Source organism: Pseudomonas sp. F220, from assembly GCF_057813935.1.
In genome coordinates this window covers 13,541-40,142 of record NZ_JBVASJ010000001.1, presented here as the reverse complement: position 1 = coordinate 40,142, position 26,602 = coordinate 13,541, and the positions used below count along the sequence as shown (strand labels likewise).

General features: G+C 59.8%; 27 protein-coding genes and 2 pseudogenes. 14 read left to right on the top strand and 15 right to left on the bottom strand.

The features are described 5' to 3' along the window. The first annotated feature begins 55 nt into the window (after positions 1-55). From pbpC to ACZYSM_RS00180, 7 genes are all read left to right on the top strand, one after another. Positions 56-2,392 carry a peptidoglycan glycosyltransferase PbpC gene (gene pbpC, locus ACZYSM_RS00210; RefSeq protein ID WP_489067686.1) on the top strand — a complete coding sequence of 779 codons (2,337 nt, stop codon included), beginning with the start codon at positions 56-58 and terminating at the stop codon, positions 2,390-2,392. A 163-nt stretch (positions 2,393-2,555) separates the two neighbouring features. After that, positions 2,556-2,858 carry a MazG-like family protein gene (locus ACZYSM_RS00205; RefSeq protein WP_489067684.1) on the top strand — a complete coding sequence of 101 codons (303 nt, stop codon included), beginning with the start codon at positions 2,556-2,558 and terminating at the stop codon, positions 2,856-2,858. Next, the gene (locus ACZYSM_RS00200; protein WP_489067682.1) at positions 2,858-3,607 is read left to right on the top strand and encodes a methyltransferase domain-containing protein; all 750 of its coding nucleotides are present in this window, start codon (positions 2,858-2,860) and stop codon (positions 3,605-3,607) included. Before ACZYSM_RS00205 ends, ACZYSM_RS00200 begins: the two co-directional genes overlap by 1 nt. 24 nt (positions 3,608-3,631) lie before the next feature. Next, complete coding sequence (locus ACZYSM_RS00195) at positions 3,632-4,240, top strand: DUF4136 domain-containing protein (protein WP_489067680.1); 609 nt, start codon at positions 3,632-3,634, stop codon at positions 4,238-4,240. 41 nt (positions 4,241-4,281) lie between these two features. Beyond that, the gene (locus ACZYSM_RS00190) at positions 4,282-4,842 is read left to right on the top strand and encodes a DUF4136 domain-containing protein (RefSeq protein WP_489067678.1); all 561 of its coding nucleotides are present in this window, start codon (positions 4,282-4,284) and stop codon (positions 4,840-4,842) included. A 162-nt stretch (positions 4,843-5,004) separates the two neighbouring features. Beyond that, positions 5,005-5,475 carry a prepilin peptidase gene (locus ACZYSM_RS00185; RefSeq protein ID WP_489067676.1) on the top strand — a complete coding sequence of 157 codons (471 nt, stop codon included), beginning with the start codon at positions 5,005-5,007 and terminating at the stop codon, positions 5,473-5,475. Between the two features lie 119 nt (positions 5,476-5,594). Beyond that, entirely contained in the window at positions 5,595-6,374 is a 780-nt protein-coding gene (locus tag ACZYSM_RS00180; RefSeq protein ID WP_489067674.1) for a response regulator, read from the top strand. Between the two features lie 279 nt (positions 6,375-6,653). Here the strand turns inward: ACZYSM_RS00180 and ACZYSM_RS00175 are convergent, their stop codons facing one another. The 5 genes and pseudogenes from ACZYSM_RS00175 to ACZYSM_RS00155 all read right to left on the bottom strand — a co-directional run bounded on the left by ACZYSM_RS00175 (position 6,654) and on the right by ACZYSM_RS00155 (position 9,500). Next, positions 6,654-6,923, bottom strand: coding sequence for a DUF3613 domain-containing protein (locus tag ACZYSM_RS00175; RefSeq protein ID WP_489067672.1), 270 nt, complete (start codon positions 6,921-6,923; stop codon positions 6,654-6,656). Between the two features lie 20 nt (positions 6,924-6,943). Then, on the bottom strand, positions 6,944-7,660 hold the full coding sequence (locus tag ACZYSM_RS00170; RefSeq protein ID WP_489067670.1) for a tetratricopeptide repeat protein: 717 nt from the start codon (positions 7,658-7,660) through the stop codon (positions 6,944-6,946). 58 nt (positions 7,661-7,718) lie between these two features. Continuing rightward, positions 7,719-7,859 (bottom strand): annotated as a pseudogene (locus ACZYSM_RS00165) (pilus assembly protein); the annotation flags it as partial. Beyond that, entirely contained in the window at positions 7,856-9,079 is a 1,224-nt protein-coding gene (locus tag ACZYSM_RS00160; protein ID WP_489067668.1) for a type II and III secretion system protein family protein, read from the bottom strand. The pseudogene ACZYSM_RS00165 and the gene ACZYSM_RS00160, both read right to left, overlap by 4 nt. Before the next feature lie 16 nt (positions 9,080-9,095). After that, the gene (locus ACZYSM_RS00155) at positions 9,096-9,500 is read right to left on the bottom strand and encodes a hypothetical protein (RefSeq protein WP_489067666.1); all 405 of its coding nucleotides are present in this window, start codon (positions 9,498-9,500) and stop codon (positions 9,096-9,098) included. A 342-nt stretch (positions 9,501-9,842) separates the two neighbouring features. Between ACZYSM_RS00155 and ACZYSM_RS00150 the strand changes: the two genes are divergently transcribed. Continuing rightward, complete coding sequence (locus ACZYSM_RS00150; RefSeq protein WP_489067664.1) at positions 9,843-10,256, top strand: response regulator; 414 nt, start codon at positions 9,843-9,845, stop codon at positions 10,254-10,256. A gap of 168 nt (positions 10,257-10,424) precedes the next feature. Beyond that, on the top strand, positions 10,425-10,874 hold the full coding sequence (locus tag ACZYSM_RS00145) for a DMT family transporter (RefSeq protein ID WP_489067662.1): 450 nt from the start codon (positions 10,425-10,427) through the stop codon (positions 10,872-10,874). Between the two features lie 9 nt (positions 10,875-10,883). Here ACZYSM_RS00145 and ACZYSM_RS00140 read toward each other — a convergent pair whose 3' ends face one another. Together ACZYSM_RS00140 and ACZYSM_RS00135 are read right to left on the bottom strand one after the other, a co-directional pair. Further along, positions 10,884-11,738, bottom strand: coding sequence for a MaoC family dehydratase (locus ACZYSM_RS00140; protein ID WP_489067660.1), 855 nt, complete (start codon positions 11,736-11,738; stop codon positions 10,884-10,886). 2 nt (positions 11,739-11,740) lie between these two features. Then, complete coding sequence (locus ACZYSM_RS00135; protein ID WP_489067658.1) at positions 11,741-13,093, bottom strand: 3-oxoacyl-ACP reductase; 1,353 nt, start codon at positions 13,091-13,093, stop codon at positions 11,741-11,743. A gap of 120 nt (positions 13,094-13,213) precedes the next feature. Here ACZYSM_RS00135 and ACZYSM_RS00130 point away from each other — a divergent pair, with 120 nt between their 5' ends. Further along, positions 13,214-14,491 (top strand): acetyl-CoA C-acetyltransferase, encoded by a 1,278-nt coding sequence (locus ACZYSM_RS00130; RefSeq protein WP_489067656.1) that lies wholly within the window; start codon positions 13,214-13,216, stop codon positions 14,489-14,491. Here ACZYSM_RS00130 and ACZYSM_RS00125 read toward each other — a convergent pair. After that, positions 14,478-15,506: a bile acid:sodium symporter family protein gene (locus tag ACZYSM_RS00125; protein WP_489067654.1), complete on the bottom strand. Its 1,029-nt coding sequence runs from the start codon at positions 15,504-15,506 to the stop codon at positions 14,478-14,480. The genes ACZYSM_RS00130 and ACZYSM_RS00125 overlap by 14 nt on opposite strands. Positions 15,507-15,589: 83 nt before the next feature. Here ACZYSM_RS00125 and ACZYSM_RS00120 point away from each other — a divergent pair, with 83 nt between their 5' ends. Beyond that, positions 15,590-16,381, top strand: a complete 792-nt coding sequence (locus tag ACZYSM_RS00120; RefSeq protein WP_489067652.1) for an AraC family transcriptional regulator — start codon at positions 15,590-15,592, stop codon at positions 16,379-16,381. 137 nt (positions 16,382-16,518) lie between these two features. Here ACZYSM_RS00120 and ACZYSM_RS00115 read toward each other — a convergent pair whose 3' ends face one another. Continuing rightward, a complete protein-coding gene (locus ACZYSM_RS00115) occupies positions 16,519-17,247 on the bottom strand; it encodes a methyl-accepting chemotaxis protein (protein ID WP_489068263.1) in 729 nt (242 codons plus the stop codon). A gap of 129 nt (positions 17,248-17,376) precedes the next feature. After that, positions 17,377-18,309: pseudogene (locus ACZYSM_RS00110) on the bottom strand (cache domain-containing protein); the annotation flags it as partial. Positions 18,310-18,954: 645 nt separating this feature from the next. Here ACZYSM_RS00110 and ACZYSM_RS00105 point away from each other — a divergent pair. Beyond that, positions 18,955-19,848: a PA4780 family RIO1-like protein kinase gene (locus tag ACZYSM_RS00105; protein ID WP_489067650.1), complete on the top strand. Its 894-nt coding sequence runs from the start codon at positions 18,955-18,957 to the stop codon at positions 19,846-19,848. Between the two features lie 177 nt (positions 19,849-20,025). Here the strand turns inward: ACZYSM_RS00105 and cueR are convergent, their stop codons facing one another. The 3 genes from cueR to ACZYSM_RS00090 form a co-directional block, all read right to left on the bottom strand. Beyond that, the gene (gene cueR / locus ACZYSM_RS00100; protein WP_489067648.1) at positions 20,026-20,439 is read right to left on the bottom strand and encodes a Cu(I)-responsive transcriptional regulator; all 414 of its coding nucleotides are present in this window, start codon (positions 20,437-20,439) and stop codon (positions 20,026-20,028) included. After that, a complete protein-coding gene (locus ACZYSM_RS00095; RefSeq protein WP_489067646.1) occupies positions 20,436-22,832 on the bottom strand; it encodes a heavy metal translocating P-type ATPase in 2,397 nt (798 codons plus the stop codon). Before ACZYSM_RS00095 ends, cueR begins: the two co-directional genes overlap by 4 nt. 306 nt (positions 22,833-23,138) lie before the next feature. Then, positions 23,139-23,522 carry a hypothetical protein gene (locus tag ACZYSM_RS00090; RefSeq protein ID WP_489067644.1) on the bottom strand — a complete coding sequence of 128 codons (384 nt, stop codon included), beginning with the start codon at positions 23,520-23,522 and terminating at the stop codon, positions 23,139-23,141. A 146-nt stretch (positions 23,523-23,668) separates the two neighbouring features. Here ACZYSM_RS00090 and ACZYSM_RS00085 point away from each other — a divergent pair, with 146 nt between their 5' ends. Then, positions 23,669-23,866, top strand: a complete 198-nt coding sequence (locus ACZYSM_RS00085) for a heavy-metal-associated domain-containing protein (protein ID WP_489067642.1) — start codon at positions 23,669-23,671, stop codon at positions 23,864-23,866. A 95-nt stretch (positions 23,867-23,961) separates the two neighbouring features. Beyond that, positions 23,962-25,158, top strand: a complete 1,197-nt coding sequence (locus ACZYSM_RS00080) for a multidrug effflux MFS transporter (RefSeq protein WP_489067640.1) — start codon at positions 23,962-23,964, stop codon at positions 25,156-25,158. Position 25,159: 1 nt separating this feature from the next. Here the strand turns inward: ACZYSM_RS00080 and ACZYSM_RS00075 are convergent, their stop codons facing one another. After that, on the bottom strand, positions 25,160-25,339 hold the full coding sequence (locus ACZYSM_RS00075) for a hypothetical protein (RefSeq protein ID WP_489067638.1): 180 nt from the start codon (positions 25,337-25,339) through the stop codon (positions 25,160-25,162). A gap of 148 nt (positions 25,340-25,487) precedes the next feature. Further along, a complete protein-coding gene (locus ACZYSM_RS00070) occupies positions 25,488-26,501 on the bottom strand; it encodes a zinc-binding alcohol dehydrogenase family protein (protein WP_489067636.1) in 1,014 nt (337 codons plus the stop codon). Positions 26,502-26,602 lie beyond the last annotated feature (101 nt).

The following is a 26,602-nucleotide window of genomic DNA, read 5'->3' as shown; positions in this document are numbered from 1 at the left end:
GTTGGCGAGTTCCCTTAAAGCATAGAGGTTCGTGGGTTTGAGTTTTAGATTAGTTATGCAGCGCCGCTGGGTCAGAATCTTGCGAGGGTTGGTCATGACCTTGCTGCTTCTGATCGCGCTGCTCTGGCTCGCCGACCGTATCTGGCCGCTACCCTTGCCCCAAGACGACCAGGCGCGTGTGGTGTTGGCTGAAGACGGCACGCCGCTGTGGCGGTTCGCCGATGCCAATGGCGTATGGCGCTACCCGGTGGAGACCCATCAGGTTTCGCCGTATTACCTCGACGCACTGCTGACCTACGAAGATCGCTGGTTTTATCAGCACCCTGGCGTGAATCCCTTGGCGTTGGGCCGAGCCGTGTGGCAGAACCTCACCGGTGGCCGCGTATTGTCGGGTGGCAGCACCTTGTCGATGCAGGTGGCGCGCTTGCTTGATCCACACTCGCGCACGCTATCGGGCAAGCTGCGGCAACTCTGGCGCACCGTGCAATTGGAATGGCATCTGTCCAAGGATCAGATCCTCAGCCTGTACCTCAACCGCGCGCCGTTCGGCGGCACCCTGCAAGGCGTTGCTGCGGCCAGTTGGGCGTACCTCGGTAAATCACCACAGCAATTGACCCACGCCGAAGCTGCGCTGCTGGCGGTTTTGCCCCAGGCGCCGAGCCGTTTGCGCCCGGACCGCCACCCGGCGCGAGCCCAAGCAGCACGGGACAAAGTCTTGCGGCGGCTGGCGCAGTTCCATGTCTGGCCGCAATCAGCGGTGAACGAAGCGCTGGAAGAACCCCTGTTGCTGGCACCGCGCCTGGAGCCAAGCCTCGCGCCGTTGCTGGCTCGACGGCTGAATCGTCCGGACAGCCCGCCGCTGATCCGCACCACCCTTGATGCCACCTTGCAGCGGCGTCTCGAAGACTTGCTGCTGGGTTGGCGTGCGCGCTTGCCGGAGCATACGTCCGCGGCGATTTTGGTGGTCGAAGAAGAGACCATGGCCGTGCGCGCCTACCTGGGTTCGGTGGACATCAACGACGCTCGGCGCTTCGGCCATGTGGACATGATCAGTGCCATGCGCTCCCCCGGCTCGACCCTCAAACCGTTCCTCTACGGCATGGCCATGGATGCCGGGCTGATCCATTCCGAATCACTGCTTCAGGACGTGCCGAGGCGCTACGGTGACTATCGGCCGGGTAATTTTTCCATGGGTTTCAGCGGCGCCGTGTCGGCCAGTGCCGCGCTCGCCACGTCACTGAATCTGCCGGCGGTGCAACTGCTCGAAGCCTACGGGCCGAAACGTTTTGCCGCCCAGATGCGCATTGGCGGTGTGCCGCTGACGCTGCCAGCGTTGGCCGAACCGAACCTGGCGTTGATTTTGGGCGGGGCCGGTAGTCGTCTGGAGGACTTGGTCAGTGGCTACAGTGCATTTGCCCGTGGCGGCAAAAGCGCCAACCTTCGTTTGCAGCCCGACGATGTGCTGCGTGAGCGGCCGTTGCTGTCGCCGGGTTCGGCGTGGATTGTGCGGCGGATTCTCAGCGGTCAGGCACGACCGGATCGCGATCCGCGTGCCGAGTTGGTGCAGCGCCCGGTACTGGCCTGGAAAACCGGCACCAGTTACGGTTTTCGCGATGCCTGGGCGATTGGCGTCGGCCCGCGTTACCTGATTGGCATCTGGATCGGCCGCCCGGACGGTACGCCGGTGCCGGGGCAGTTTGGCCTGGCTTCGGCAGCGCCGCTGATGCTGCAAGTGCACGACGTGTTGATCAACCGCGATAGCCAGCGGGGAATCCCCGCGCCGGTACAGCCAGTGCCGATGAATGTCGCAGTAGCGGCGATCTGCTGGCCGTTGGGGCAGCCCATGAGTCGTAGTGACCCTAATTGCCGGCTCCAGCGTTTCGCCTGGACCCTGGACCGCACCACCCCGCCAACCTTGCAGGCACTGGACCAACCGCTGGGTGTCGGCTTGCTGGAGAAAATCTGGGTCAATGCCAAGGGCCAGCGGGTCGACGCCAAATGCCCGGGCGCCGTGGCTCGTGACATTGCGTTGTGGCCAGCACCGCTGGAGCCATGGTTGCCGAGGGTGGAACGTCGGGAAGCACGTTTACCGGCCAACGATCCAGAGTGCCCGGGACCGATGCTGGCTGCTGCCTCGCCGTTATCGATTGTCGGCGTGCGCGAAGGCGATCAACTGCGCCGCCCGGCCGCCAGCCAGGAACTGCTGCAATTGAAACTCTCGGCCCTGGGCGGCAGCGGTCGACGATGGTGGTTCATCAATGGCGCACCGCTGGGCGACAGCGCCAATCAAGACAGTATCAACGCAACCTTCGATCAGCTCGGTCGCTACCAGCTCAGCGTGCTGGATGAGGGCGGGCAGACCGCACGGGTTGAGTTCAGTGTTGTTGATTAGTCCGCCATCGCGAGCAATCGAGCGTCGACCGGCGGCTCCTACAGGAGTACGCGGCCAAGTGTAGGCGCGAGCGTGCTCAGGATCTGTCGCGAAGCGACAGTCATGTTCGGCGCTTGCCTTCACTCGCCATCCGCCCGAAGCTATACGCCTTCAGGAGAGCCCGATGAACCTTGACGAACTGACCGAACGCCTACACGCCATCCGCGACCGTAACGACTGGCGCCAATTCCACAGCCCGAAAAACCTGGCCATGGCCGCCAGTGTGGAAATGGCTGAGCTGGTAGAGATATTCCAGTGGCTCAGCGAGGATCAGTCGCGGCAGTTGCCGTCGGAGAAACTCGCCCATGCCGGTCAGGAAGTGGGCGACATCGTGCTTTATCTATTGCTGTTGTGCAGCGAACTGGGGTTGGACATGGAACAGGTCGTGCGCAGTAAGCTGGCAGACAGCGAACGGAGGTTCAGCTAATGAATGACCGTCATTTCGATCAATTGGCGACCCGTTTCGCCGAGAAAATCTACGGGGGGGCCAAAGGCGCGATTCGCCTCGCGGTGCTCCAGGCCGATCTGGCCGAAACCCTGCCGGACCGCCCATTGCGGGTGCTGGATATTGGTGCCGGTCTTGGCCACATGTCGCTGTGGCTGGCCGAGCGTGGGCACGTGGTGACGCTGGCCGAACCTGCCGAACCGATGCTCGAAGGCGCGCGCCAGCGTTTCGCCGAGGCCGGTCAAACCGCGACGTTCATTCAGGCGCCATGGCAGGACCTGCTCGGTCAGCTCACCGAACCTTACGACCTGGTGCTTTGCCATGCGGTATTGGAATGGTTGGCAGAACCCCACGCAATCCTGCCGGTGCTGCATCAGCTTACGACCAAGGAAGGTTGGCTATCGCTGGCGTTCTACAACCGCGATGCGCTGATTTATCGCAACCTGCTCAAGGGCCACTTCCGCAAGATGCGTAAGAACGACATGGCCGGTGAGAAGCAGAGCCTGACGCCTCAGCAGCCGCTTGATCCACGTGAGCTGGCAGCGCAACTTGAAGGCCTTTGGCAGGTCGAAACCCAGAGCGGGGTGCGGGTTTTTCACGATTACATGCCGGTGGAGTTCCAGGCCCGCGCCGAGTTGCTGGATTTGCTGGAAATGGAACTGGCCCATCGTCGTCACCCAAGCTTTGCCGGGCTTGGGCGTTATTTGCACTGGATCTGTCGTCCGGTTTAAGCGGCCCAGTCAGTGGAGAGCAAAATGAAACGCCGTCTCGGATTAGTCGTGTTATGCCTGGGCCTGGGCGCTTGCCAGGGCAGCAATCCTTATGTCGCCAGCTCTAACCCGATTCCGCCAGCACCGCCGCAAGCTGCCAACACCTTCGACCGCAGCGCCTATCCGGCGCCGCAACGGGACTACGGTCGCTACCGCAATTGGGCCTGGCTCAATGGCCGTTTGCCCACAGGCTCGGCCTGGGCCGACTCTGCGCAGATTGCCGAAGCGGTCAGCAATGCTCTCGACCAACGTGGCTTGCGCCCATTGCATGACAGCCGCCCGGCAGACCTGTGGATCAGCGCCGATCTGCATCTGGAGAAACGTCTGCGTCAGGTGCAGGACGACTCCGGGTACGGCGGCTATGGCGGTTACAACCGTTATGGCAGTGGCTACGGGATGTACAACACGGTGCCGATCGTGCGCACGTACGAGGTGCAAGTAGTGGTCGTGCGGGTCGATATGTTCGACGGCAACAGCGGCCAACCGGTGTGGAGTGCCAGCGCCGAAACCGGTAGCCAGGGCAGTCTGAGCGAGCATGTCGATGCATTACGCGAAGCTGTGGAAAAGGCTCTGTCGGCGTATCCTCCTAGTTAGCAACAACCCGTCAGACTCATGTCTTCGACAGGAGAAAGATCATGTTCCGCCGTCTCGCTTTACTGGCTTTGGCTGCGCTGCTCAGCGCTTGTGCTTCCAATCAGGTCAACCACGATTTCGACGCCAGCCGCGACTTCGCCGCCTACCGTAGCTGGAGCTGGAAAGAACCCGCCCTGCAATACCGCCCCGATGATCCTCGGATCAAAAGTGACCTGACTGAGCAGCGCATCCGCCAGGCGGTCAGCGAACAGCTGGATCAACGCGGTCTGCGTCCGGCTGCCGCCGGCACCAAGGCTGACCTTAAGGTGCAGACGTACCTGATTGTCGAAAACCGTCAGCAACAAGTGACCACCAACTATGGTGGCAGTGCCTGGGGTGGCCCATGGAACGGCTATTGGGGCGGGCCGATGTACAACGAAACCCGTAACGTCACCTACAAGGTTGCGACTATTCAGATCGACCTGCTCGATGGCAAGGACGGCAAGCTGGTCTGGAGAGGTAGTGACGAACAAATGCTCAGCAGCACACCGAACCCGACAGACCGCAGCGCCGCAGTGCGCGCGACAGTGGGCAGGATCCTGGAGAACTATCCACCGCGGTAATCGAAATCCCGACAAAGATCGCCCGAATGCGGCCCGAATTTGCGGCCGCGTTCGGACGATCTTTTTTTACCTCCCACCGATACTCCGCCAGTCGTCTACCCTGACAAGTACTACGCCATGTCCGCATAGAATCTTTCAGCCAAAAGGGACGCTTTTTACCTGATGCAGAGCTTTCTTCTATTTATCTGGTTGGCTGTCTGCGCAGTGCAGGATATTCATCAACGCCAAATTGCCGATGGCTTGACCCTTGGTGCGACGGTCGTGTCCCTGGTGTATCTACTGTGGAACGGTACAACCTGGCTAGGCGCAAGTGCGGAGCAGGGTGTCTGGGCGTTCTTCCTTGCGCTGGCCTTCACTTTGCCGGGCTATGCGTTTGGGCGTTTGGGGGCGGACGATGTGAAGTTGATGGCGGCACTGGGGCTCGCGACCGACAACCGGCATCTGTTAGAAACCTTCATTGGCGCGGGCATTGCCAGCGTGGTCTGGCTGCTGATTGCTCCTAGACTCTGGCCGCTTATGAATAAAAAGCTGAAAGCCCATTTGCAATACTTCGGTCCGAAAGAGTCGGCACAACAACCCTTTGCGCCGTTCATTTTTGTCGGCATGCTCCTGGCGGTTGCCTGGATTCCCTAGCGCTATCAGCGCATGTACAGAGTCGAAAATCAGGTCTACTTTCCATTCGGAAGCTATACAGCCAGTGGCTGTCGGTACAGGAAAGGCCAGGCTTTGGCCTGCCAGGCATGGAGTCTCGCGTGAACAAGCTTACGTCCCGGATAAAAGTACTCGTGGTCGACGATCAGCCGCTGAATGTGGAAGAACTTTGCGTGTTTCTCGAAAGAAACGGTTACCGCACCGTCCCTTGTGAGTCCAGCCAACACGCCATCGAGCGTTTCAATGAAGACGCTGAAATCGGTCTGGTGCTGTGCGATTTGCACATGCCCGAGCTGGATGGCATCCAGTTGGTTCAGGAGCTGCAGCGCATTGCCGGCAAGCTGCGGGTGTTTGAAGCAATCATGCTGACCGGGAATGCCCACAAGCAGGATGTGATCAAGGCACTGCGTGCCGGCTTCGCCGACTACTACCAGAGGCCTGTCGATCTGGATGAATTGCTCGAAGGCCTGCAACGCCAGGAAGCAGTCTTGGAGGAGCGCTATAAAACCCTTCAATTGAGCCATCTGAACCAGAAGCTACAGTGCCTCTCTGAGTCCATCGACGACCTTTACCGGGACCTGGACAAGGTTCGGCCAAAGCAGGGAATTCATTTGTCGAACTTAACGGGCGAGGGGAGCCGTGAAGCGCAAACACCGGCCATCTTCAATCAGCTATCACCCCGGCAATTGGATGTCGCCCGTCTGGTGGGCAAGGGTCAGACCAACTACCAGATTGGCTGCGAACTGGGCATCACCGAAAACACTGTGAAGCTCTATGTGTCCCAAGTGCTGCGCCTGACCCACATGAACAACCGCACGCAATTGGCGTTGGCGTTGTCGCCGGGTCATCCGGGGATGCGTCAGCGGGTGACGACGCATTAGAGTTTGGTCACTCATTGTAGTGAGGGAGCTTGCTCCCGCTGGCCGGTCCTCGCTCGGACGAGGCAGTCGTAAATCCGGCTGACGTGATCTATCTGAAAAGCCGCGACTGCTGGTTTTAGGGCCGCTCCGCGACCCAGCGAGAGCAAGCTCCCTCGCCACAGGGCCGGACGCAGCCTTTGGTAGCTGCTACGGACCGCGTAAAGCTTAACTGACTCCGGCTTGGGGCTTGTCCACGAAGACCGCCACCATTCAGCGAGGCTGCATCACCCCTCAGCTCCACTACTTGTTGGTACTCATCTCCCCCCCCGCCTTCTGCTCATACAAGGCAGGAATTGGATGCTTAAAGCTGTCCAGCCAGCGCTGCATGCTCAGATTGCGTTCGGCGGGCGTTGCGGTTTGCGGCGTTCGCGACGCCACTGCGTCGTGATTTTGCAGCAGCAGCCAGTTTTCGGTTTCTTGTTGATACTGCGAGTTAGGCCCGGAGTCGATGGCCACGGCGGTCAATGGCAGGCTCAGCAGGCCCACATAGCAGAGGATATTCAGTTTCATCACGGCCTCTCTCTTTGTGCTTACTTGATACTCGGTTGTTGTGGATCGCTGACCGCCGCGACTTGATCGCGTACTGCCGGTTTGGCTTTGACCCGGGTTTTGAGCTGCTCGGCGCGTGCCCGGGCACTGGAGAATTGTTCAGGGCTCAGGCCGGCGCGGGTGACCACCTCTGAGGCTTGTCCCCAGTTGTCTTGATAGATTAGCAAGCTCACCAGATTCACCGCGGCCAACTGGTCAGTCTGCTTGAGTTCCATGGCAGTGAGGAATTCAAAGCGTGCTTCGTTGATCTGCAGCTGGTTGAGGTAAACCACGCCCAGGTCGTTGCGGATTTTCTCGTCGGTGGGCGAGAAGTGCGCGGCACGCTGTAGATGTAACAAGGCCTGGTCGTTGTCACCTTTGGCCGCGGCCAATTGGCCCAGGCCGTGTTCCGCTTCGGCTGCCATGCAGGTGCCGAGCAGGTCGCGGTACAACGGTTCGGCTTCGCTACGGCCCAGCAAGCGGTAAATTCTGGCCTTGCGAAAACGCACCTGGTTGAGGTTGTCGGGCAGGCCTTGCAGGTTGGCCAGGCCGGCGTGCAGCTTGCCGTCATTGACCATGTCGTCGGCCAGACTCAGCGACAGATCCTGTTCGGAGGTCAATTTGGCACAGGGACCGGGAGGGGAGGACCAGGAGCCTTGGCCGTTGGTGGCGCAACCGCCTAGCATCAGCAAGCTTAGTACAGCAATCATTGCTTTCATAACGTTCCCTCTAGGAAGCCAATGCACGGGCGGTGGCGGAGAAGCCTGGGCCGGCCAGTACGACCTCGACCCATTCATCGAGACTGCCGATACCGGCGTTGACCACTTGCCCCAGTGGCGCCAGTACGCCTTGCAACCACTCGAAGTCAGTACTGTTGCGAGTGATCGCAAGGAGGGTCTGACTCAGGCTTTGACTCATTGCGACAGTCCACTTTTTGCGTCGAAGTCGCCGTTTTCCAGGAAGTACATGCGGTAGAAGTTCGGGTCGTAATTACGCAGTTTTTCGCCAGGCAGCGACGGCAGTTTCGCATCGGCCGCCAGTGGCTGGACCAGGTGCGGGGTGACGATCATCAGCAATTCGCGCTCTTCGCGGTTGATTGTCGAGTCGCGGAAAAAAGCCCCGAGGATCGGGATATCGCCCAGACCGGGAAACTTGTTGACCTGGGAATTGTTGCGGGTGCTGACCAAGCCGCTGATCACGAAGCTTTCGCCATCGGCCAGAGAAACACTGGTGTCGGTGCGCCGCACCGTCAGTGCCGGCACCGTGGTGCCAGCGATAACCACAGCGTTGGTGAAGTCGAGTTCGCTGACTTCCGGTGCTACCTTCAGGGTGATGCGGTTGCGGCCGATAACGGTCGGGGTCAGGGTCAGGCGGATGCCGAATTCCTTGTATTCGATGGACACGTTATCGCTGCCGGAGCTGGGCACTGGAATTGGAATCTCGCCGCCAGCGAGGAAGCTCGCGCTTTGGCCGCTGAGGGCCACCAGGCTTGGACGCGCCAGGGTGTAGGCAAAGCCGCTGCCCTCCAGTGCGTTGATCATCACCAGGGCTTTTCTGCCGACCCAGGAGAAGTTGAACTGGCCGTTATTCACCGGTGCACTGGGGGTGACCACTCCGTTGATCGTCGGCAGGGTTCTCGGTGCGCCGAACAGGAAGTTGCCGGCGGTCCCGAAAATCGAAGTCGAGGCTTCCTTGAGCTTGGTGCGGCTGACTTCGACAAAGCGGATATCGGTTTGCACCTGACTGGGCAGCGACGGGTCTTCAGACGGTGATAACGAGGTGCTGGTCAGGGCGGTGCTGGCTTTGCCCTGAACGAACACCATGCTCTGACGAGGAGCACCAGCGCAGGCGGTCCAGACCATCAGACTGGTTGCGCCCGGGGCCATACCCGTCAACAGAAAAGCGTTGCTGCCATTGAGGTGCACATCGGCGGTTTTCGGATCGCCCACCGCCAGGCGAGTGATCGCCACAGGCGAATGCACCTCTTGCTGGAGGCCTTCGCCGACTTCAATCGTTGCTGGCATTTGGCTTAATGCGTCGCAATTGCTGGAGGCGGCTAGCGCAATATCGACAGGTAATCCGGCCACTATCATGGCGCAGATCAGACGTTTGAACTCTGGCACGGAATGTTTGCGCATGTGTGTGCATCCTTGCTTAATCAAGGGGTTTGTCGGACTGTCTGGTTGCCACGAGTGATCTCGATAGTGGGTGCAGCGTAGCAACGGGATCGTTTCTAGCCAGCCCATTGGACGCAGCACCAAGGGCCAGTTGGGTGAATTGGAACAGGTGACTGTTGGCAGTGTAGATGGTGGCTGGCAAATCGCTCTCTCCAGCCCAATAGCGGGCTAGACGCCATTCTTCGCTGCTGTGTACGGCCAGGCGCAACGTTGCGACTTGAGTTGCGAGCATCGGTATGTCTACCGCGATGGGGGCAGTGGGCGGGATCACCGTTTCAGCGACGAGCGCCGGTGAGTGGCTGAGTACCAGCCCCCAATAGCCGACAAAAATGGCCCCCACTAAAAGTAGTCCGGCCAGGCCCTGGGTGAAGCGACTGTTCATGATGGCTCTCCCCCTCCTGCTGCATCACTTGCCCGTATTTTCAACCGAGTCAGTTTCGCAATCAGGTAGCTATGAACATGCAACTGTTTCGCTATTTGAAAGTAGCCCAGCCACGACAAAACGCCATCATTCATAATAAATAACCTTGAAGACGTCTGGATTTTTTGCCACAGCGGTCTGTATCAGGCGAGAACCTTTGTACTAATACTTTGTGATTAATCAGTTCTTACAGTTGTTGGAGAGGGGTTTGTTGACAATGCTCTGATGGCATAGAGGAGACCTGTTCCGTAATCCGTTTATCTTGCACCAACGTGTTTGCTTCCTCAGTCACAGGTATTGCCCATGAATCCCTCTTCATCCCCACGGCAACAGCTTCTCTTGGTGGACGACGAAGAGGACGCGCTTCTGGAGCTGGTGGAACTGCTGGAGGGCGAGGGCTTTTGTTGCTTCACCGCAACCTCGGTCAAACTTGCCCTGCATCACCTGACCCGTAACCCGGATATCGCGCTGGTCATCACCGATCTGCGCATGCCGGAAGAAAGCGGCATGTCGCTGATCAAGCGTCTGCGTGAACACACCTCCCGCCAACACCTGCCGGTGATCGTGACTTCCGGTCATGCCGATATGGACGATGTCAGCGACATGCTGCGCTTGCAGGTACTGGACCTGTTTCGCAAGCCCATCTATCACGTGCGTTTACTGGAAACCCTGAACAACCTGTTTCCGCAGCCGCAGGTGTATTCGGTTAATCCTTAGGCTGCATTCTCCCGGTGATAACACGACAACTCTTAAAAGATCGCAGGCTGCGTCAGCTCCTACAATGGACTTGCGTACACCTGTAATGTTGTGGGCGTACGCGTGCCGATCATTTAATAAGAGGCATTGCCGTATACTGCGTCCCCCTATTTTTAGCTGGAGAACGCTATGCCTGCCCCTGTCTGGTGGCTGCTTTGCCTGCCCTTTATTGCCGGTGCTTTTCTGCCGTTGCAGGCGGGGATCAATGGTCAACTGGCCAAGCAGGTGTCCAGTGTTCTGGCTGCGGCTTTGGTTTCGTTTTTTGTCGGGACCATGGCGCTGCTGATTCTGGTCATGGTTCAACGTGAAGTACCAACGTTGAACGCGCTGAAAAGCCTGACCTGGTGGCACTGGAGTGGCGGTCTGCTCGGCGCGTTCTTCATCACCACCGCCGCGTTTGCCGGGCCGCGAATCGGCGCCATGTTGTTCATGGCGCTGGTGCTGGCCGGTCAGTTGGGCATGGCCCTGGCACTGGACCATTTCGGCTGGGCCGGTTTTCGCGAGACGCCGATCAGCGCCGGCAAGGTGGCCGGGCTGGTGTTGATCCTGGCCGGGGTGTTCATGATTCGGCGTGGTTGAGTCGCGGCCTCAGGCAATCGGTCGCCAACTGCCCGTCATGTGCTCCAGATCCCCGGCACCCATCAATCGAAAATCCCCACTGGAGCCCGGTGCACTGGTCAGTAATGTGACCTCACTGGGCAAGCGCACCGGTTTCTTGAACTCCACAGCGACTTCTACGTTGGCCGCCGGCAGGTGCTCGCTGAGTGCTGCCAAGGTGCGCGCCTTGTTCCACAAACCATGGGCGATGGCCTTGGGGAAACCGAACATTTTTGCGCTGACAGCACTCAGGTGAATCGGGTTGTAGTCGCCGGAGACCTTGGCGTACTGACGGCCGATGTTGGTGGGAGCCCACCAGTGCGTCAGTTCGCTCAAGGCAACTGTCGGGCTGTCCTGTTCGATGATGGGTTCACCCGGTAATTCGACGCCTCTGCACAGCATGCGGCTTTCGGCTTGCCACAGCGGGCCGAGCGGATCTTCGAGGGTGGTGATCAGATCGAATACCGCACCTTTGGCGTGAGGTTGCAGGTTTTGCACCTGGACACTGACCCGCACGCTGCCGACGCCACCCATGGGCCGTATTACGCGGATGCGGTTGGCCAAATGAATCAACCCCAGCAGCGGGAAAGGAAAGTCCTTGGCGGTGAGCAATTGCATCTGCACGGCGAACTCCAGCACATGGGGATAGGTCGGCGGCAGCAAGCCGTTTTCGGTAAAGCCGCAGACCTTTCGATAAGACACCAACCGTTTCGGGTCGACATCGACCCAGCAACGCAGCCCGTCTTCAGGCAGCGTGGTGCCGGTGATTTTGCGCCGCGTGGCTGCCCGAACATACAGCTCGGCCAGGTGTGGGGCTCGGTTCAGTGCATGCCAGTTCACCGCCATGGTTATGCTCCTAATACGCTTTGTCCGCAGACGCGCAATGCTTGCCCGGTGACCGCGCCGCTGCCCGGCTGGCTGAGCCAGGCCACCGCTTCGGCGACGTCCTGGGGCAGGCCACCCTGACCTAGAGAACTCATGCGCCGCCCGGCTTCGCGCAGCACGAACGGAATATGTGCAGTCATCTGGGTTTCGATAAAACCCGGCGCCACCGCGTTGATGCTGATACCGCGTTCATGCAGCAGCGGCGCCCAGGCCTGGGCGAGGCCGATCAGCCCGGCCTTGCTCGCGGCGTAGTTGGTTTGCCCGCGGTTGCCGGCGATGCCGCTGATGGAGGCCAACAGAATGACTCGACCGTTATCGCGCAGAGTGCTGCTCTCCAGCAACGCCTTGGTCAGCACTTGCGGCGCGTTGAGATTGACCGCGAGCACTGCATCCCAGAATTCCGGGGTCATATTGGCCAGGGTCTTGTCGCGGGTAATCCCGGCGTTGTGCACCACGATATCGATGCCGTCCGGCAGCTGTTCGATCAGTTGCGCCGCGGCATCCTCTGCGCAGATATCCAGCGCGATACTGCGCCCGCCCAAGCGTGCGGCGAGGGCGTCGAGATCGGCTTTGGCTGGCGGTACGTCGAGCAGAATGACGTCGGCGCCATCACGGGCCAGGGTCTCCGCGATTGATGCACCGATGCCGCGTGCTGCGCCGGTGACCAAGGCTTTACGCCCGGCCAGTGGGCGGCTCCAGTCCTGCACTTGGGTGTCGCAGGCACTCAGACGCAGCACTTGCCCGGACACATAGGCACTTTTCGGCGAAAGGAAAAACCGCAGCGCGCCTTCGAGCTGCTCTTCGGCGCCTTCGCCCACATACAACAACTGCAAGGTGCCGCCGTCACGGAGTTCTTTGGCCAGCGATCGACTGAAACCTTCGAGCGCCCGCTGGGCACTGGCGGCGAACGGGTCGCTCAAGCTTTCCGGTGCGCGTCCGAGAATCACCACGTGAGGGCTTTGATCCAGGTTTCTCAACAGTGGCTGGAAGAATTCGCGCAGTTGCTTGAGTTGATCGGTCTGGACAATGGCGCTCGCATCGAACACCACGGCCTTGAGTTTGGGCCCGTGGCCGGGAATCCAGGCGGGCGCCACCAGCGGCTCGGTACCGTAGCTGTAAACCGCATCGGTCAGCTTGTTGCCAAACACGCTGATACTCTGCGCCAGCGGCCCGCCACCCATCAGCAGCGCGCCTTCGATGGGCCGCAGGCGTCCGGCCTGCCAGCGCTCCAGACGTACCGGTGACGGCAGGCCAAGGGCTGCGACCAGGCGATGGCCGATGGTCGAGTTGGCGAAGTCGATATAGCGGTCTGACATGGAACGCTCTCCTGCAGCAGGGGTTCAAAGTGTGGACCACGGATGATCATCAGTCGTTCGATCAGCGAGATACGGCCTACGCTTGTGGGGGTGTACCACTCACAGAATAGGGAGCTTTTCATGACTCAGCTGCGCCGCGTCGCAATTATCGGCGGGAACCGTATCCCCTTTGCCCGCTCCAACGGTCCTTACGCCACTGCGAGCAACCAGGCGATGCTGACGGCAGCACTCGAAGGGCTGATCGAACGCTATAACCTGCACGGCCTGCGCATGGGGGAAGTGGTTGCTGGCGCGGTGCTCAAGCATTCGCGCGATTTCAACCTGACCCGCGAATGCGTGCTTGGCTCGCGACTGTCACCGACCACCCCGGCCTACGACATTCAACAAGCCTGCGGTACTGGCCTTGAAGCGGCGCTGCTGGTGGCGAACAAAATTGCCCTGGGGCAGATCGAGTGCGGCATCGCTGGCGGCGTCGATACCACGTCCGATGCGCCGATTGGCGTGAATGAAGGGCTGCGCAAAATTCTGTTGCAGGTCAATCGCAGCAAGACCACTGTCGAAAAACTCAAAGCCCTGCTGCAACTGCGGCCCCATCACCTCAAACCCGAACTGCCGCGCAACGGCGAACCACGCACCGGTTTGTCCATGGGCGAGCATTGCGAGTTGATGGCGCAAACCTGGAGCATCCCTCGCGTCGAGCAGGATCAGCTGGCGCTGGAAAGCCATCAGAAAATGGCTGCAGCCTATGCCGAGGGTTGGCAGAACGATTTGATGACGCCGTTCCTCGGCCTGACCCGCGACAATAATCTGCGCCCCGACCTGACCCTGGAAAAGCTCGCGTCGCTGAAACCGGCGTTTGAACGCAGTGAAAAAGGCACGTTGACCGCGGGCAATTCGACGCCGCTGACCGATGGCGCGTCGCTGGTGTTGCTGGGCAGTGAGGCGTGGGCGAAGGAGCGCGGCTTGCCGATCCTCGCTTATCTGCGCGATGGCGAAGCGGCGGCGGTGGATTTCGTCAAAGGCGCTGAAGGCTTGTTGATGGCGCCGGTGTATGCGGTACCGCGCTTGCTGGCGCGTAACGGTCTGACGTTGCAGGACTTCGATTACTACGAAATTCACGAAGCCTTTGCCGCGCAAGTGCTGTGTACGCTCAAGGCCTGGGAAGATCCGCAATATTGCAAAACCCGCCTCGGCCTGGACGCGCCGCTGGGCGCCATTGACCGCAGTCGGCTCAACGTCAAAGGCAGCTCATTGGCTGCCGGGCATCCGTTTGCTGCCACCGGCGGGCGGATTGTCGCCAACCTGGCCAAGCTGCTGGACGCCGCGGGGCAGGGTCGAGGTTTGATCTCTATCTGCGCCGCCGGCGGGCAGGGTGTGACGGCGATTATTGAGCGTTGATCGCAGCGCCGCGTTGCTGCTCGGCGATCAACCGATTGCGGTTGGCGTAACTTTCGGCCATCACCGAGCAGACGATCAACTGCAAGGGGTGATAGATCATGATCGGTAGCAAGATCAGGCCCAGACCCGGGTGGGCGCCGAAGATCAACGCGGCCATCGGTGCACCGGCGGCCAGCGATTTTTTGCTGGAGCAGAACACCGCGGCGATCTCGTCGGCCGGGCTGAACTTCAAGGCGCGGGCGGTGCGGGTGGTCATCCAGAGAATGATTGCCAGCAGGACTGCGCTGCCAATCAGGGCACTGAGAATCACCGAGTTGCCCTGCTGCTGCCACATCCCAGAAACCATCGAGTTGCAGAACGCGGCGTAGACCAGCAGCAGAATCACCAGCTTGTCGACGATGTTGGTGTAGCGCTTGTGCCGAGCGAAAAACCTGCCGAACAACGGCCGCAGCAACTGGCCGAGCACCAGCGGCAGCAGCAACATTGCGCAGAGGTCCAACAGGGTTGAGCCCAGGTCGATCCCGCCCGCGCCGCTGCCCATCACCAAACTCACCAGCAACGGCGTGATGAAAATCCCCAACACGCTAGACAGGCTGGCATTGAGAATCGCCGCCGGCACGTTGCCGCCAGCGCTGCCGGTCAGGGCCACAGAGGAAGAGATGGTCGAGGGCAGGGCGCACAGGTAGAGGAAACCGAGCATCAACAGCGATGGGACATGAGAGCCCAGCAGTTTGTCGCTCAACAGCCAGATCAGCGGAAACACCATAAAGGTGAAGCTCTGCACCATGACGTGCAGGCGCCAGTTCTTCAGGCCATGTCTGATCTGTTCGCTGGAAAGGTTGACCCCATGCAGGAAGAACACCAGAAACACACCAATGTTGATCACCCATTCGGCATGCATCGCTCCGCCCGAAGCGCCAAAGCGTGGGAACAGATAAGACAGCAAGGTCGCCACCAGCATGCCGCACAAGAACCAGTCGGTGACCACGCGTTTGAGGTGTTTGAAGGCATGCATATCAGGCACCGATAGGATTGTAAGAATTGATGACTTAGCCTAACGTCGATGCAACAAGCCGTCTTGCGACATAAGGCCAATCAATGCCGACTAACGGACAACGTGGACTCGAACGGCAAATTCCTGCCCTCACGGCGTTGCCGCGCCCGCTGTATGCCCGGGCTGAAAGTCTCAGCGCCGGGTCATGGACGCCGCCTCATCGCCACGATTGGGTGCAGTTTTCCTACGCGATCAGTGGCGTACTCGGCGTGCACACCGCCGAGGGCAGCTTCTTTGCGCCGCCACAGTGGGGGATCTGGATTCCTGCCGACTTAGAGCATCAAGTGGTGACTTCGATGCGCGCGGAAATGCGCAGCCTCTATGTGCGTCGTGAAGATTGCACATGGGCACCTGAGCGTTGCCGGGTGCTGGAGGTGACGTCGCTGGCGCGGGAGTTGATCAAGAGTTTTTGCCAGTTGCCGGTGGATTATCCACAGGGCGATAGCAGTGAAGCACGCCTTGTGCAGGTGCTGATGGACCAATTGGCGAGCTTGCCAGAGGTTGGATTCTCTCTGCCGCTGCCGCGCCATTCACGCTTGCTTGCGCTGTGCAACGAGCTGATCGCCAGCCCTGAGCAAAGCGTCACCTTGCACGAATGGGCAGAGCGCTTGGGGACTTCGGAGAAAACCTTGATGCGCTTGTTTCAACGCGAGACAGGTCTGAGCTTCCGGGGCTGGCGTCAGCGCATGCGCTTGTTGTCATCACTCAGCTCATTGGAGGAGGGCGACAGCGTGACCACCGCCGCGCTGTCCTGTGGTTATGACTCAACCTCGGCGTTTATTGCGGCGTTCAAGGGGTTGTTCGGATTTACCCCAGGGGAGTTGTTCAAACAATAAGTACGCCGCGCCCTGTAGGAGCGAGCTTGCTCGCGATGGACTCAAGGGCGGCGCGTTTATTCAGAAAACATGCGTTATCGTTAACATCCATCGCGAGCAAGCTCGCTCCTACAGATTTGGGCTTGCCCCTCGCTCGCTTACGTGCGGAACCTTCTCACCAGAACATCCAGCTCATCGGACAATCCCGCCAGGCTCTGGGAATCCAGTCGCGCCGAGTTGGCCAGTTCCGCCACCAACTGCGCATCGCCATGGATCTGGCTGATGTGGCGGTTGATGTCTTCAGCGACTTGATGCTGTTCTTCGGCTGCGGTGGCGATCTGGGTGTTCATGTCACGGATCACATCCACTGACTCACGGATTTGCCCGAAACTGCTACGCGCCAACCCGATGCGGCTGACCGACTGCTGCGACACTTCGAGGCTGGCGTGCATCTGCTGCGTGACCTGGCTGGTGCGCTTGGCCAGATTGCCGAGCAGACCATCGATCTCGGCAGTGGAGTCGGCGGTACGTTTGGCCAGGGCTCGCACTTCATCGGCAACCACCGCAAAACCGCGACCTTGCTCGCCCGCACGAGCGGCTTCGATGGCGGCGTTCAAGGCCAGCAGGTTGGTTTGCTCGGCGATGGAACGAATGGTGCCCAGAATCGACTGGATGTCATTACTGTCTCGCTCCAGTTGCTGCATCGACTGCGCTGACTGCTCGATCTCCTGGCTCAACTGATCGACGCTGCTGACCGCGTCATCGATCTGTTGCTGGCCTTCGCGGGCCTGGCGCTGGCCGCTGTCGGCCGACTCGGCGGCCTGGCTGCAGGAACGCGCGACTTCGTTGGCGGTGGCGACCATTTCGTGGAACGCAGTGGACACCATGTCCACTGCTTCGCGCTGACGCCCGGCAGCTTCGGCCATGTCACTGGAGACTTGGGTCGAGCTCTTGGAGGTGGCGAGGATCTTGTTCGCTGCCTGGCCGATGTTCTGGATCAGGCTGCGGATGGCGGCCAGGAACTGGTTGAACCAGTTGGCCAGTTGCGCGGTTTCATCGTTGCCACGGATTTGCAGGTTCTTCGTCAGGTCACCTTCACCTTGGGCAATCCCTTCCAGTCCGCTGGCGACGCTGCGGATCGGCCGCACGATGAGGCTGGCGAAACTCGCCCCGACTACGGCGAAGATCACCGCCAACACGGCAGCGATGATCGCGATCAACCAAGTCAATTGGGTCGCCGAGCTCATCACTTCGGTTTGTTTTATCAGACCGATAAAGGTCCAGCCCAGCTGTTCCGACGGCCAGACGTTGGCCATGTAGCGCTCGCCGTTCAGCTCGACTTCTACCAGGCCTTTACCGGCCTTGGCCAGTTGGGCATAACCATCGCCCAGGCTGCTCAAGGCCTTAAAGTTGTGTTCGGGTTGCTTGGGATCGACCAGTACCGTGCCGTTGTTTTCCATCAGCATCAGGTAGCCGGTTTCGCCGAGTTTGATCTGTTTGACGATCTCGGTGAGCTGCTTGAGCGTCACATCGATGCTGACCACGCCACCCGTGGCGCCCAACTTGTTGCCGATGGTACGCACGGTACTGACATAGGTCGTGTCGTCGGCGGCATAGTAATAAGCTTCTGTGCGAAACGGTTTGCCCGGATTGGCCATGGCGGCCTTGTACCAGGGGCGCTGACGCGGGTCGTAGTTGGTCAGCTTTGCATCGTCAGGCCAGGAGACGTAACCGCCGGCATTGGTTCCCACGATCGCATAGGCATAAGCCGGATGGCTGGAGCCCATGCTCTCGAGCAGGGTAAAAACCTGTTTGTCCATTTCCCCTTGAGGAATGTCTACCGCGTTGGCGCTGATGTAGGTTTTGAGGCTGTCATCAGTGTTTTTGATCAGCGGCTGGTTGGCCAGATAGTTGACGTTCTGGCTGATGCCATCGAAGAATATTTGCATGGCGTTGCTGACCTGACGAATCTCACGGCCGCTGCCGTCGACGAAACTGTCTTTCGCATCGCTGCGCAGGTTCAGCACCACCAGGGTGGCGACCAGGATGACGGGCAGGCAGGCGATGATTGCAAACGCCCACGTCAGTTTTTGTTTGATGTTCATCCGCGCTCCAGATTTTTCTTATAAGCCCACGAAGTGCTGATGACTCGCGGATTAACGGCAGCCGTAACAGCCTTGCGGTGTTTTTTTGCAGTCCCTTTCACCCTGCGACGTGGGCGGTCTCCATCAAGGAGAGCCAATGCGGTACGCTGGCGTCTTTATTCTGATTGTCAGACAAAATCCGTTTGTCTCTGATGACTTCGGCTGGTGGTAGGGAAAATTGAGGCTCTTTGAAAAAAAACCTGCGCAGACCTGGCACCGTGGTGTCAGCTTCTGTCGGAAATACCGTTGCATCTGGTTGCCAACAAGAGCAGAGCACTCGGCTATGATTCGGGGCGGTCGATCGATATCGGCAGGTTTGGCTGATTAATCTGGCACATTGAGTACTTCTGAGGTGTTCATAGGTCGGCAACCCCTCCCCGCTGTGAGAGGATTGCCGTATAACGAGTGACATTCGCGTGTTTGGTAATAAAGGACCCACAATAAAAGCTGATGAAGACTCCAAAACGCATTGAACCCCTGATCGAGGACGGTCTGGTCGACGAGGTGCTGCGCCCACTTATGAGTGGTAAAGAAGCAGCTGTTTATGTGGTGCGCTGCGGCAACGAGTTACGTTGCGCCAAGGTTTACAAGGAGGCGAATAAACGAAGTTTTCGTCAGGCGGCCGAGTATCAGGAAGGCCGCAAGGTGCGCAACAGCCGTCAGGCTCGAGCGATGGCCAAAGGCTCCAAGTTCGGCAAGAAAGAAACCGAAGACGCTTGGCAGAATGCCGAAGTGGCGGCTTTGTTCCGTTTGGCCAGTGCCGGTGTGCGGGTTCCCAAGCCGTTCGACTTCCTTGAAGGCGTGCTGCTGATGGAACTGATCGCCGATGAATACGGCGACGCGGCACCGCGTCTGAACGACGTAGTGCTGGAACCGGACCAGGCGCTTGAGTATCACGCTTTCCTGATCCAGCAGATCGTGCTGATGTTGTGTACCGGTCTGGTGCACGGCGACTTGTCCGAGTTCAACGTGTTGTTGACGCCGACCGGCCCGGTGATCATCGATCTGCCGCAAGCGGTGGATGCTGCGGGTAACAACCACGCGTTCACCATGCTGGAACGGGATGTCGGCAACATGGCGTCTTACTTCGGGCGTTTTGCCCCGGAGTTGAAAGGCACCAAGTACGCCAAGGAAATGTGGGCCTTGTATGAGGCTGGCACCTTGCACCCGGCCAGCGTATTGACCGGTGAGTTCGACGAGCCGGAAGAGCTGGCGGACGTTGGCGGCATCATGCGTGAGATCGAAGCCGCACGGCTCGATGAAGAACGTCGGCAAGCGGTGCGTGCCGCTGACGATGCGCCACCGAACAAAGCCGAAGAGCCGCCTCCACCCTGGATGCAGTGATTGGTTAAAAAAATCCGGCCTCGGCCGGATTTTTTTGTCTGTTGATCTTGTAGGAGCGAGCTTGCTCGCGATGGGCTTAAACGATAACGCGACCTCTCTTGAGAGCCGCGACATATCGGCCTCCATCGCGAACAAGCTCGCTCCTACAGGTTTGTGTAGACACGCGAAGGCGTCAGATCAGGCAACACCCTTTTCACAACATCCGCCCGAGGCCAGGTCCTTGAGGATCGGGCAGTCGGGTCGATGATCGCCATGACAGTGTTCGACCAGATCCTGCAAGGTGTCGCGTAACTGTCCCAGCTCGCGGATCTTCAGGTTCAGCTCTTCGATATGCTGGCGAGCCAGTGCCTTGACGTCGGCACTGGCCCGCTGCCGATCCTGCCAAAGGGTCAGCAGTTTGCCGACCTCTTCCAGCGAGAAACCCAAATCCCGTGACCGTTTGATGAAGGCCAGGGTGTGCAGGTCGACGTCACCGTACACGCGGTAGCCACTGTCGGTGCGATGGGCCGCTTTGAGCAGGCCGGTTGACTCGTAATAACGGATCATCTTCGCGCTCAGGCCGCTCTGACGGGCTGCTTGACCGATGTTCATTCAGTGTCCTCCAGGTCTTTGGGCTTCCAGGTTTTCAACAGTAGCGCATTGCTCACCACGCTGACGCTGGACAACGCCATGGCGGCGCCGGCCAGTACCGGGTTGAGCAGACCGAACGCTGCCAGCGGAATCCCTATCAGGTTATAGACGAAGGCCCAGAACAGGTTCTGGCGAATCTTCGCGTAGGTCTTGCGGCTGATCTCCAGCGCCGCCGGCACCAGTCGCGGATCGCCGCGCATCAAGGTGATTCCGGCTGCATGCATGGCGACGTCCGTGCCGCCGCCCATGGCGATGCCGATATCGGCAGCCGCGAGCGCCGGGGCGTCGTTGATTCCGTCGCCGACCATGGCCACCACGCCGGTTTTTTTCAGCTCGGCGACGGTGGCGGCTTTATCGGCTGGCAGCACTTCGGCGTGTACGTCGCTAATCCCTAGCGCTTGGGCGACGACCCGGGCGCTGCCACGGTTGTCGCCAGTCAGCAGGTGGCTGCTGATGTGGCGGGCGTTCAGCGCTTGCACGGCTTGCAGGGCGCCGGGCTTGAGAGTGTCGCCAAACGCGAATAGACCCAGCACGCGGGGTTGTGGGCTTTGCTCAATCAGCCATGACAGTGTCCGGCCTTCGAATTCCCATGCTTGAGCGGACTCTTTCAGCGTGCCGGCGTTCAAGCCGCTTTCCTCCAACAGGCGCCGATTGCCCAGTGCGAGCTGGCGGCCGTCAAGGGTGCCAGCGATGCCGCGACCGGTCAGGGACTGGCTGGCGCTGACATCGGCCACGGGTAAATCGCGCTTGGCGCAGGCATCCAGTACGGCTTTGGCCAGCGGGTGTTCGCTGCCGCGTTGCAGGGCGCCGGCCAGTTGCAGCAGTGTGCTTTCGTTGCCGTCGATGGCACTGAGGTGGGCGATTTGCGGAGTGCCGGAGGTCAATGTGCCGGTCTTGTCGAAGACCACCGCGCTGACTTCATGGGCGTGTTCCAGTGCTTCGGCGTCCTTGATCAAAATGCCGTGGCGCGCCGCAACGCCGGTCCCGGCCATGATCGCCGTCGGAGTGGCCAGACCCAGCGCGCAAGGACAGGCGATCACCAAGACCGCGACCGCATTGATGACAGCGATCTCCAGTGGTGCGCCATACATCCACCAGCCAATCAGTGTTGCCAAGGCCAGCAACAGCACGATGGGCACGAACACCTGGCTGACTTTATCCACCAGTTTCTGGATCGGCGCTTTGCCGGCCTGGGCGTCTTCGACCAGACGAATGATCCGCGCCAGAACGGTTTCCGCGCCCAAAGCCAATGTGCGTACCAACAACCGGCCCTCGCCATTGATGGCGCCACCGGTGACTTTGTCGCCGGGCTGTTTCGGCACGGGCAGGCTTTCGCCGCTGATCAGTGCTTCATCGGCATGGCTCTGACCTTCGATGACTTCGCCGTCCACCGGGAAACGTTCGCCAGGTTTGACCATGACCAGATCGTTGAGGCGCAAATCGCTGATGGCGACGTCCTGCTCGCGGCCGTCGATGACTCGGATCGCCCGCTCCGGCCGTAAGGCTTCAAGGGCGCGGATGGCGCTGGCGGTCTGGCGTTTTGCTCGGCTTTCCAGGTATTTGCCGAGCAGTACCAGAGCGATCACCACCGCCGACGCTTCAAAATACAGGTGCGGCATACTGCCGGTGGTGGCGGTGGCCCATTCATAAAGGCTCAGTCCATAACCGGCGCTGGTACCTAGAGCCACCAACAAGTCCATGTTCCCGGCACCGGCCCGAACGGCCTTCCAGGCGGCGACATAAAAACGCGCACCAAAGATGAACTGCACCGGCGTCGCCAACATAAATTGCGCCCAGGCGGGGAGCATCCAGTGCAGACCGAAGGGTTGCACCAGCATCGGCAACACCAGCGGCAGTGCCAGGGCGATCGCCAGCAGCAAGGCCCAGCGTTCGCGATGCAAACGTTGTTCTTGAACGGTGGAAGTCGATTGTTCGCTTTGCCACAGGCTGGCGGAATACCCGGCGTTGCTGACGGCATTGATCAAGAGGGCGGGGTCGACCTGACCTAGCAGTTCGAGGTGCGCGCGTTCATTGGCCAGGTTGACGCTGACGCTCTTCACCCCGGCGACTTTGCCCAGTGCTCGTTCGACTCGCCCGACGCAGGAGGCGCATGTCATGCCGCCGATGCTTAATTCCAGGCTCTGGGCAGGAACGCTGTAACCGGCCTGCTGCACCGCTTCCATCAAGGCTGGGAGGCTGTCGCTGGGCGCCTGGACGCGAGCCTGTTCGGTGGCCAGGTTGACACTGACGGCGCTGGCACCGATGACCTTGCTCAGGGCGCGTTCGACACGCCCGGCGCAACTGGCGCAGGTCATGCCGGCAATCGGCAGATCGAAGGTGGTTGATTCGGGCATGGGTAATACTCCCTGTAGAAATTAACTACAGGATCAACCTTGCCATGCTGGCAAGGTCAAGCGCCAATCTGCGGACGCAGTAACTGTAGGAGCAGCCGGTCGACGCTCGATTGCTCGCGATGAACAATGACGTGGTCCGTAGCAGCTGCCGCCAGGCTGCGTTCGGCTGCGCAGCAGTCGCAAATCATGCCGCCACGGTTAACCTGTAACACCACAGCGTCTGATTTTACGACCGCTGCGCGGCCGAACGCAGCCTTCGGCAGCTGCTACGAGGAATGCGCGAAGCAGGCAAGCCTCGCAGAGTGATCAATACTCCAGCGCCGCCGGTTTCAGGTACATACCTGCCTGGGTCATGGCGATACGGAACTTGAGAATGTCACCCGCCTTGAGGGTGATGTTCTGCGAGCCAGGAGCCAGCATCCCGGGGTTGCAGCCCGGCGCCTGGCCCGGCAGCAGTTTGAGCCGTAGCGAAACGTTGCCCGGTGGCAAATTGAACGAAGTGCTCTGTTCCTGAAACAGTCGCGCAGACAGCTGATCCTGGATGTACACACCGATCTCGCAGGAGGTCGCGACTTCCAGGCGTTCGCGGGAAATAATCAGCACGCCGTAATTTTCTCCGGCGGCACTGACCGTTTGCGCGGCACCGAAAAGGCTGAGGATGCTCAATAGGCTAAAGGCTGACCAGCGCATGGGCTGAATCTCCTGGTCGTGTCATGGATGACGCAGCTTGGCCGAGCATGGCGCCGATTGCCAGCCCGGCAGATCACTTCAGAACTTGACCTTGCCATCGTGTCAAGGTCGAGGATGGCCACATCCCTCATTAAAAGAGAAATGTCATGCAAGTATTCAACGTTCAAGGTATGTCGTGTGGCCACTGCGTTCGGGCCATTACTCAAGCGGTGCAAGCCAAGGACCCGGCGGCCAGTGTTCGCGTCGATCTCGCTGCGAAAGAGGTGGGTGTTGAAAGCGCTCTGTCGGCAGATGAGGTGATCAACCTGATCAGCGAAGAAGGCTACGCGGTGACGCTCGCTTGAGTCTTTTTATTAGTTAGCGACCTATCGGAATGTTCAAGGCATCCAAGCCCGGCTAGACTGTCGGGCTGCTGACTGACGCTCAACCTGGATGCCTGATGAACCTCCGAACAATCCTGATTCTCGGCGCCTTGAGCGCTTTCGCACCGCTGGCGATCGATTTTTATCTACCGGGTTTTCCGGCGATGGCGCTGGCTTTCGGTACTGATGAAAAACATATTCAGCTGACGCTGGCAGCTTATTTTCTCGGTTTGTCTATCGGGCAGCTGGCTTACGGTCCGGTGGCGGACCGCTTCGGTCGGCGCATTCCGCTGCTGGCCGGGGTCATGCTGTTCACCCTGGCCTCTCTGGCCTGTGCCTTTGCGCCTAGCCTCGATTGGCTGATCGGCGCGCGTTTCGTCCAGGCCTTGGGCGGTTGCGCGGGGATGGTGATTTCTCGGGCGGTGGTCAGCGACAGGTGCGATGCCGTGGCGTCGGCCAAAGTCTTCTCGCAACTGATGCTGGTGATGGGCCTGGCGCCAATCCTCGCGCCGATGCTCGGCGGTCTGTTGGTCAACCTGTATGGCTGGCAATCGATCTTTATTGTGCTGACCCTGTTCAGTGCACTGTCTGCACTGGCCGTGGCGCTTGGACTGCCGGAAAGCCTGCCGGCCAATCAGCCGCGTCAACCATTGTCGGGCGCTCTGCGCCAATATGGTCGGCTGCTGTCGGACAAGGTCTTTCTTGGTCATGCCTTGACCGGCGGGATCGCGATTGCCGGGATGTTTGCCTACATCGCCGGTTCACCCTTTGTCTTTATCAAGCTCTATGGCGTACCGGCCGAACACTTCGGCTGGCTGTTCGGCAGCAACGCGGCGGGCTTCATTTTGGTGGCGCAGATCAATGCGCGGATGCTGTCCAGGCGTGGGCCGGCCTTTTTGCTGGCGCGTACAGTATGGATTTATCTGGCGGCCGGTTTGACGCTGCTGGGCGTCAGCGCGCTGCATACCACTGAGTTGTGGCCGCTGCTGGTGCCGCTGTTCATCTGCATCGCGAGTTTGGGCTGCATCATTCCCAATGCTTCGGCCTGCGCCATGAGCGGTCAAGGCGCACGCGCGGGCAGTGCCTCGGCCATGCTGGGTTGTTTGCAGTTCAGTGTTGCCGCCGGGGCGGCGTCACTGGTAGGCGTTCTGCATGACGGCAGCGCAATGCCGATGGCGATGGTGATCAGCTTGTGCGGGATTCTTGCGGTGACCGTGGCCATGGTCACCCGCCGACTGCAAATCGCCCGGACCGCAGCGCAAACGGTGGCCTGACTCAGCCAGCAGCGTGCTGCTGACGGTCGGGAAATCGATGGGGGGCTTGTAGTCGGGTTTCCAGCGTATGGGCAAAGGCGCGGGCTTCGGCTTCACTGCGAAATGTCACCGCGTGTTGGTCGAGTCGGACTTGCCATTGAGGGCCATGGGATTTTGCCAGTTCTTTTATCAGGATCTTCATTGCTGACCTCCTCACGTAAAAGACAACATTGCAAAGGACCCAAGTGTAGTCCCCGAATGCGTTCAAAAATATGACCGAGGTCAAGTCTCTGACTGACGGTGTCATCCGCATTGCGCATCGGTGCGGATGACTCCCAGGCCACTGCGTTTTAGAAACCTTCGAGTACGATCTTGCCTTTGGACTTGCCGCTTTCCAGCAGTTCGTGAGCACGACGCAGGTTGGCCGCATTAATGGTGCCGAAGTGTTCGCCGACAGTGGTTTTTAACGTGCCGGCATCAATCAACTCAGCCACGCGGTTGAGCAGCTTGTGCTGTTCGAGCATGTCTGCGGTTTCGAACAGCGAACGGGTGTACATGAACTCCCAATGCAGCGACAGGCTCTTGCGTTTGAGCTTGGTGATGTCCAACGCCTTTGGATCATCGATCAGCGCCAGTTTGCCTTGGGGCGCCAGTGCTTCGACCAGTTGATCGAAGTGATCGTCGGTCTGGGTCAGGCTGGCGACGTGGGTCACGTGAGTCAGGCCGGCACGCTTGAGTTCTTCGCTGAGCGGCTGGCTGTGATCGATCACCAGATCAGCCCCCAGCTCACGCACCCAGCTCTGGGTTTCTGGGCGCGACGCGGTGCCGATGACTTTCAGTGCGGTGAGTTGACTGGCCAGTTGGGTCAGGATCGACCCTACGCCACCGGCGGCGCCAACGATCAGCAGGCTTTGACCCTGGTCGGTTTTACCTTCACGGACTTGCAGCCGTTCGAACAGCAATTCCCACGCGGTAATCGCAGTCAGCGGCAACGCAGCGGCTTGCGCGAAGCCGAGGGTTTTCGGCATGTGGCCGACAATTCGTTCATCCACGACGTGCAGTTCGCTGTTGCCGCCGGCACGGGCGATGGAGCCGGCGTAGAACACGTTGTCGCCAGCCTTGAACAGACTGACTTCGCTACCGACGGCTTTGACCACGCCGGCCACATCCCAACCCAACACCTTGGCAGCGCCACCTTCGGGCTGGACGTTCTGGCGGACTTTGGTGTCCACCGGGTTGACCGAGATGGCTTTGACTTCCACCAGCAGATCCCGTGGGCCGGCCACCGGTTCTGGCAGTTCGATGTCCTGCAGGGATTTGGGGTCATTGATGGGCAAGGACGCGTAGTAGGCAATGGCTTTCATGGAAGCTCCTGAGGGGTAAATTCACTGAAGAGTAAAAAGTCGATGGGAAGATCATTGGCTATTTCTCTCGAAGATAAAACCCGCTAAAACAGCAGTCTCTT

Coding starts and splice junctions, on each gene's coding strand:
- ACZYSM_RS00090 (WP_489067644.1), bottom strand. CDS start 23,522: ATGCGCTGGTCAGCCTTTAGCCTATTGAGCATCCTCAGCCTTTTCGGT.
- ACZYSM_RS00130 (WP_489067656.1), top strand. CDS start 13,214: ATGACTCAGCTGCGCCGCGTCGCAATTATCGGCGGGAACCGTATCCCC.
- ACZYSM_RS00095 (WP_489067646.1), bottom strand. CDS start 22,832: ATGCCCGAATCAACCACCTTCGATCTGCCGATTGCCGGCATGACCTGC.
- ACZYSM_RS00185 (WP_489067676.1), top strand. CDS start 5,005: ATGCAGAGCTTTCTTCTATTTATCTGGTTGGCTGTCTGCGCAGTGCAG.
- ACZYSM_RS00070 (WP_489067636.1), bottom strand. CDS start 26,501: ATGAAAGCCATTGCCTACTACGCGTCCTTGCCCATCAATGACCCCAAA.
- ACZYSM_RS00175 (WP_489067672.1), bottom strand. CDS start 6,923: ATGAAACTGAATATCCTCTGCTATGTGGGCCTGCTGAGCCTGCCATTG.
- ACZYSM_RS00170 (WP_489067670.1), bottom strand. CDS start 7,660: ATGAAAGCAATGATTGCTGTACTAAGCTTGCTGATGCTAGGCGGTTGC.
- ACZYSM_RS00155 (WP_489067666.1), bottom strand. CDS start 9,500: ATGAACAGTCGCTTCACCCAGGGCCTGGCCGGACTACTTTTAGTGGGG.
- ACZYSM_RS00205 (WP_489067684.1), top strand. CDS start 2,556: ATGAACCTTGACGAACTGACCGAACGCCTACACGCCATCCGCGACCGT.
- ACZYSM_RS00135 (WP_489067658.1), bottom strand. CDS start 13,093: ATGTCAGACCGCTATATCGACTTCGCCAACTCGACCATCGGCCATCGC.
- cueR (WP_489067648.1), bottom strand. CDS start 20,439: ATGAACATCGGTCAAGCAGCCCGTCAGAGCGGCCTGAGCGCGAAGATG.
- ACZYSM_RS00140 (WP_489067660.1), bottom strand. CDS start 11,738: ATGGCGGTGAACTGGCATGCACTGAACCGAGCCCCACACCTGGCCGAG.
- pbpC (WP_489067686.1), top strand. CDS start 56: ATGCAGCGCCGCTGGGTCAGAATCTTGCGAGGGTTGGTCATGACCTTG.
- ACZYSM_RS00200 (WP_489067682.1), top strand. CDS start 2,858: ATGAATGACCGTCATTTCGATCAATTGGCGACCCGTTTCGCCGAGAAA.
- ACZYSM_RS00080 (WP_489067640.1), top strand. CDS start 23,962: ATGAACCTCCGAACAATCCTGATTCTCGGCGCCTTGAGCGCTTTCGCA.
- ACZYSM_RS00120 (WP_489067652.1), top strand. CDS start 15,590: ATGCCGACTAACGGACAACGTGGACTCGAACGGCAAATTCCTGCCCTC.
- ACZYSM_RS00085 (WP_489067642.1), top strand. CDS start 23,669: ATGCAAGTATTCAACGTTCAAGGTATGTCGTGTGGCCACTGCGTTCGG.
- ACZYSM_RS00115 (WP_489068263.1), bottom strand. CDS start 17,247: ATGGTGTCCACTGCGTTCCACGAAATGGTCGCCACCGCCAACGAAGTC.
- ACZYSM_RS00105 (WP_489067650.1), top strand. CDS start 18,955: ATGAAGACTCCAAAACGCATTGAACCCCTGATCGAGGACGGTCTGGTC.
- ACZYSM_RS00125 (WP_489067654.1), bottom strand. CDS start 15,506: ATGCATGCCTTCAAACACCTCAAACGCGTGGTCACCGACTGGTTCTTG.
- ACZYSM_RS00145 (WP_489067662.1), top strand. CDS start 10,425: ATGCCTGCCCCTGTCTGGTGGCTGCTTTGCCTGCCCTTTATTGCCGGT.
- ACZYSM_RS00160 (WP_489067668.1), bottom strand. CDS start 9,079: ATGCGCAAACATTCCGTGCCAGAGTTCAAACGTCTGATCTGCGCCATG.
- ACZYSM_RS00075 (WP_489067638.1), bottom strand. CDS start 25,339: ATGAAGATCCTGATAAAAGAACTGGCAAAATCCCATGGCCCTCAATGG.
- ACZYSM_RS00195 (WP_489067680.1), top strand. CDS start 3,632: ATGAAACGCCGTCTCGGATTAGTCGTGTTATGCCTGGGCCTGGGCGCT.
- ACZYSM_RS00190 (WP_489067678.1), top strand. CDS start 4,282: ATGTTCCGCCGTCTCGCTTTACTGGCTTTGGCTGCGCTGCTCAGCGCT.
- ACZYSM_RS00150 (WP_489067664.1), top strand. CDS start 9,843: ATGAATCCCTCTTCATCCCCACGGCAACAGCTTCTCTTGGTGGACGAC.